This window comes from Microbacterium sp. 13-71-7 (assembly GCF_002257455.1).
GTDB lineage: Bacteria > Actinomycetota > Actinomycetes > Actinomycetales > Microbacteriaceae > Microbacterium.
The window spans coordinates 1-4,712 of sequence record NZ_NCKN01000277.1; the positions used below are offsets into that span (position 1 = coordinate 1).

Here is a 4,712-nt window from a genome sequence, read left to right on the forward strand (position 1 = left end):
GCTGACCCGACAGCGCGTGGCCGGCATCGGGATCCCCGCGAGGGGCGGAACCGATCAGCGCAGGCGCTCTGCGCGCCGAGTGCGTATCCTGCAGTCATGAGCGAGTCGCCGATCCCTCAGCCCTCACGGCGATATGTCGTGGCCATCTGGATCACCGCCGTCGTGATCGGAGGCGTCGTGGGGACCGCGCTCGGACTGCTGATCCAGAACGTCTGGATCGGTCTTGCAGTCGGCGCGGCCGTCGTCGCCCTGGTGGGCTTCTCCTCGGTGCTCGCCGCTCGGCGAGAAGGCCGTGGCACCGTCGAGGGAGCACCGCCGTGGACAGGCGACGCTGCGCCGCGTCACCACAACGGGGCGACGTGAAGACTCCGGATCCGAGGGCCTTCGGTTGAGCCGCGCTCGCGAACAGCGGTGGAACCACAACATTCACTTCCATCGCCTCGTCACGGACGCGGTCCCCGCGGGTGCGGACTCGGCACTCGATGTCGGCACCGGAGATGGCGTGCTGGCGGGGGAGCTGCGAGCGATACTGCCGGACGTCACGGGCATCGACCTCGACGAGGGGGTGCTCACACGCGCGGCAGCGGAGAACCCCGGCGTCGAATGGATCCAGGACGACGTGATGACTCATGAGTTCGGCCGGACGTTCGACGTGGTCGCCTCGATCGCCACGCTCCACCACTTCAGAGACACGCATGAAGCACTGCGGAGACTCGGCACCCTCACCTCGCCCGGTGGAGTCCTCGTCGTCGTGGGACTCGCTCGATCCACGACCCTCGGCGACCACGCGCACGATGTGCTCGGCATCATCCAGCACCAGTGGTTCTCGCGGACGCGGACTCTTTGGGAGCACTCGGCGCCCACCGTCTGGCCACCGCCGCACACGTACTCCGAGGTCCGCGCGGCCGCGAGCGAGGAGCTGCCAGGGGTCCAGTGGAAGCGATTCGCCCTGTGGCGCTATGCGCTCACCTGGCGCAAGCCGCAGTAGTCCGAGCACGTTGACCAAAATCTACAACCGAACGGTTGGATAATGTGGCACGATCGCACCATGACCGAGAATCCCGTGCCCACTATTTCACCGGATGCGCTGCTGCTCGAGCTCGTGCTCGTGCCTGTCAGCGACATCGACCGCGCCAAGGCCTTCTACACCGAGCAGGCCGGGTTCACCGCTGATGTCGATGTCAGGCCCTCCGAGGGGGTCCGCATCGTGCAGCTCACTCCGCCGGGCTCCTACTGCTCGATCACGCTCAGCGCCGGTCTGCCCGGGACCGAGATGACGCCGGATTCGCTCCGCGGCCTGCATCTGGTCGTGGCGGACATCGAAGCCGCTCGCGCGAAGCTGGTCGCGCGCGGCGTCGACGTCGGGCCGGTGGAGGATGCCGGCGGCGTCTTGTACGCCGGATTCGCCGACCCCGACGGCAACACGTGGACCTTGCAGCACATGCCCTGGCGGCGATGACCCGGTTCCCGCTCCGAGCGCCGGCGCGCACGGGCGTAAGGTGGCCACGAGCCTGAGGGAGAGGGTGGCGCATGGTGGAGAACCTGGACCTGGATGCGAGCGAAGGCGATCGCGCTGCGCAGGCCGAAGCCGTCTACGAGAGGCTGTTCGGTCCGCGCGACGCGACGGCACCCGAGGACGATCCGGAGCTGATGGGGATCCTGCGGGGGTTCATCTTCGGCGACGTGTTCGGCACCGGCGTCCTCGACGACCGTGCGCGGGAACTCATCACCGTCACGGTCCTGGCCTGCCTGCAGGCGCTGCCGCAGCTCAGAGCGCACGCGGCGGCGGCGTTGCGCGTCGGCGTCGAGCCGGTGCAGCTGCGGGAAGCCGTGTATCAGCTCGCCCCGTTCATCGGCTTCCCGTACGTCCTCAACGCCGGCGCCGTCATCAACGATGTCTTCCGCGAGGGAGGTGTCTCGTTGCCGCTCTCGCCTCAGGGCACGGTGACCGACGAGGAACGGAGGGCGCGGGGGCTGGAGATTCAGGCGCCGCTGTACGGAACGGAGATCGCCGACAACCTGATCGACCTTCCCGCGCCGTTCGCGGAGGCGTTGCCTCGTTTCCTGACCGAGTTCTGTTTCGGCGACTTCTACACCCGGGGCGGACTCACGCTCGCGCAACGCGAACTGCTCGTGCTGTGCGCGCTGACGGCGATCGGCGACACCGCCGCGCAACTCGGCCCGCACGGGCGCGCCTGCATCGAGGTCGGCAACTCCAAGACCGAGGTCGTCGCCGCACTCGTGCAGTGCTTCCCCTACGTCGGCTTCCCGCGCACGATCGCCGCCATCCGTGCCGTGAAGGGCCTCTGACGGGCGCGGTCGCCCTGTGATGTCAGGCACTCGCCGCCGCGATGCGGTCGACAAGCGCCGGATCCGCCGAGGAAGGCAGCCACTCGGCCCGCGGTCGAGAGCGCTGGCCGCGCGAGGGCGTTCAACAGATGTGCACGCCCGGACGATGCACGTGTGCGGGCGGGGTGGCTGTCACCTCGGCGGATCAAGCGTGGCCCTGATGATGAAGCGGCTCACTGCGCGTCGGGAGGAGAGCGCGCGAACGGGATCTCTCCGCTCACCCGCTCCGGTCTGTTCTCTCCTGAGCCGAGCCGAGGGGCCGGGCGACGATGATCGCGGCCGACGCTGCGGCCGTCGGCCGTGCCGGAGCCCGTGCGGGGGACCGGCGGCGACATGGCCCATTCGGCGGCGACGATCGCCTCGAACTCGGCCTGCATCAGTGCATCATCCGCACAGATGATGTCGACGAACTGCTCATCGATGCGCGGATCGGGCCTGACGCCCTCGGAGGATGTGATCGTCATGATCTGCTCCCGACCCGTTCAGCTGCCGATGGCGAGGCTCTCGGACTTGCTGCTGATCGGCACCCGGCGGGGCTTCGCCTCCTCGGCGACGGGGATCTGCAGAGCGAGCACGCCGTCGTCGTAATTGGCGCTGATGTTCCCTGTGTCCAGGTTGTCACCGAGCACGAGCTGGCGGCTGAAGACCCCGCGAGGTCGTTCCGAGGCCAGCATGTCGGCGTCGCTGGCGCGGATCGGCCGCTCGGCCCTAACCATCACCACATTCCGTTCGACGTCCAGGTCGAAAGAATCCCGGTCCAAGCCGGGCAAATCAAATTCGACGTAGAAGACGTAGCCGTCGCGCCACGCGTCCATCGGCATGACCGAGGGTCGGGCGAGGGTTCCATCTGTTCCGAACATCTGCTGGGTGAGTCGATCCAGCTCACGGAACGGATCGGTGCGCATCAGCATCGTAACCACCTCCATGTCCTCGTTGAAGATGCTTCATGGGGCACGGATCCATTCGTCAGGATCTATGCCCTGCGCTATAGATTTGTTATAGCACCCGTGTCAGACTAATGCAAGAGAACATTTCCGCCGGAAGGATCAGATCGTGGATGACCGCCAACCCCGCGCCGCGCAGGGCGTCTACGGGATCTCGGTCGCGGCGGACCTCGTCGGGACGGGGGTGCAGAACCTCCGCGCGTACGAGACGGCCGGTCTGCTCACCCCCGCCCGGACCGCGGGGGGCACTCGCCGTTACAGCGCCGACGATCTGGACCGGCTGCGCCGCATCGGGAGACTGCTCGCCGAGGGCCTCAATCTCGCCGGGATCGCCATGGTCCTTCCCCTGCAGGATGAGAACGCCCGGCTGAGGGCGCAGGTCGATGAAGGATCCTGACGTCTCCCGCGACGGCAGATGAGCGGTCGCGCCGGCATGTCGACTCAGCGGAGTCGCGCACGACGACGAGTCCTGCTGACGACCGCGGGGGAGACCCCGACCGTGACCGCCACGAGGACCCCGATGATGGCGATCGTGACGACGCGAGTGGGCGTGCCGTCCTGCTGCGGCAGGGGAGGGAGGGGGTACTCGATGTACTTGGCGGCGGTTTCGGCGGTATGACGGCCCTCGGTGCGGGCGATGTCGACGAGGATCGGATCGAAGCTGGTGTTGCCCGTGCCGGCCGCCGTGGCCGGCAGGAACACCGGGACGTCGGGGACGGCCTCGGCGAACGGCGCGGATGAGGCCGCTCCGGGGATGACGAGGCGGTCGAGCCGGCCGGCCTTCGTGACGGGGGTGGCGAGGAGCTTCATGCCGTGCCGTGTGGTGACCTCGGCGGTTCGGGCGACAGGGACCATGTGCGCGGTGAAGGCGGCTCCGCCATAGAGCTCGGCGGCTGCGGCGACCTCGATCTCGTCCACACCGGGCGTGAGGCCGAGGCCGTAGCGGGGCTGACCCCACGGCAGGGTGGCGCCGAGCACGTAGGGGTAGTCCGCGAGGGAGACCGTGTTGACGGGGATGTCCGTCGGAGCATCCGGTTCCCAATGCGGGTAGCGGACGTCTTCGGCGATCCGTAGCGCTTCGGCCGTGCCCGCCCGCTGCTGCACGGCGAACAGGCTCGCGGCGATGCCGGAGCTCACGCCCGCCGTGGTGAGGACGTCGCCGTCCTCCACCCAGCGCTGGCCTCGCACCCAGGTCGTCTCCGGGTGCGCCGACGACAGCCCGTCGATGTCGGACCAGAAGGACGTCGCCTTCTTCCCCTTGAGCACCGATGTCTCGACGAGCACCCGGGCGCCGGCGCAGACGCCCATGATGCGAGCGCCGGAAGCGTGCGCGGATTCGATGAACGACCGCAGATCCGCCTCCTCCGCGCCCGAGGGGTCGGTGATCGCCGGAACCACGACGAGGTCCGGACGCGGGAG

General features: G+C 68.5%; 8 protein-coding genes. 5 read left to right on the forward strand and 3 right to left on the reverse strand.

The window, feature by feature from the left end; translation table 11 throughout:
- Positions 1-96: 96 nt before the first annotated feature.
- From B7X32_RS18595 to B7X32_RS18610, 4 genes are all read left to right on the forward strand, one after another.
- Positions 97-363 carry a hypothetical protein gene (locus B7X32_RS18595; protein ID WP_292723094.1) on the forward strand — a complete coding sequence of 89 codons (267 nt, stop codon included), beginning with the start codon at positions 97-99 and terminating at the stop codon, positions 361-363.
- Positions 364-388: 25 nt separating this feature from the next.
- Complete coding sequence (locus B7X32_RS18600) at positions 389-988, forward strand: class I SAM-dependent methyltransferase (RefSeq protein WP_292723097.1); 600 nt, start codon at positions 389-391, stop codon at positions 986-988.
- A 60-nt stretch (positions 989-1,048) separates the two neighbouring features.
- Entirely contained in the window at positions 1,049-1,459 is a 411-nt protein-coding gene (locus B7X32_RS18605) for a VOC family protein (RefSeq protein WP_292723099.1), read from the forward strand.
- 71 nt (positions 1,460-1,530) lie between these two features.
- A complete protein-coding gene (locus tag B7X32_RS18610; protein ID WP_292723101.1) occupies positions 1,531-2,310 on the forward strand; it encodes a carboxymuconolactone decarboxylase family protein in 780 nt (259 codons plus the stop codon).
- 212 nt (positions 2,311-2,522) lie between these two features.
- On the opposite strand, the gene B7X32_RS18615 is transcribed toward B7X32_RS18610, so the two are convergent.
- Both B7X32_RS18615 and B7X32_RS18620 read right to left on the reverse strand, forming a co-directional pair.
- Positions 2,523-2,813: a hypothetical protein gene (locus B7X32_RS18615; protein ID WP_292723105.1), complete on the reverse strand. Its 291-nt coding sequence runs from the start codon at positions 2,811-2,813 to the stop codon at positions 2,523-2,525.
- A gap of 18 nt (positions 2,814-2,831) precedes the next feature.
- Positions 2,832-3,260, reverse strand: coding sequence for an HSP20 family small heat-shock protein (locus tag B7X32_RS18620; protein WP_292723107.1), 429 nt, complete (start codon positions 3,258-3,260; stop codon positions 2,832-2,834).
- Between the two features lie 142 nt (positions 3,261-3,402).
- Between B7X32_RS18620 and B7X32_RS18625 the strand changes: the two genes are divergently transcribed.
- Positions 3,403-3,690 (forward strand): MerR family transcriptional regulator, encoded by a 288-nt coding sequence (locus B7X32_RS18625; RefSeq protein ID WP_292723109.1) that lies wholly within the window; start codon positions 3,403-3,405, stop codon positions 3,688-3,690.
- 44 nt (positions 3,691-3,734) lie between these two features.
- Here B7X32_RS18625 and B7X32_RS18630 read toward each other — a convergent pair.
- Positions 3,735-4,712: DJ-1/PfpI family protein (locus B7X32_RS18630; protein ID WP_292723112.1), on the reverse strand; the 978-nt coding region annotated here is incomplete at its 5' end.

Excerpts from the sequence above, each read along its gene's own strand:
- B7X32_RS18595 (WP_292723094.1), top strand. The coding sequence starts at position 97 with ATGAGCGAGTCGCCGATCCCTCAGCCCTCACGGCGATATGTCGTGGCC.
- B7X32_RS18605 (WP_292723099.1), top strand. The coding sequence starts at position 1,049 with ATGACCGAGAATCCCGTGCCCACTATTTCACCGGATGCGCTGCTGCTC.
- B7X32_RS18610 (WP_292723101.1), top strand. The coding sequence starts at position 1,531 with ATGGTGGAGAACCTGGACCTGGATGCGAGCGAAGGCGATCGCGCTGCG.
- B7X32_RS18615 (WP_292723105.1), bottom strand. The coding sequence starts at position 2,813 with ATGACGATCACATCCTCCGAGGGCGTCAGGCCCGATCCGCGCATCGAT.
- B7X32_RS18620 (WP_292723107.1), bottom strand. The coding sequence starts at position 3,260 with ATGCTGATGCGCACCGATCCGTTCCGTGAGCTGGATCGACTCACCCAG.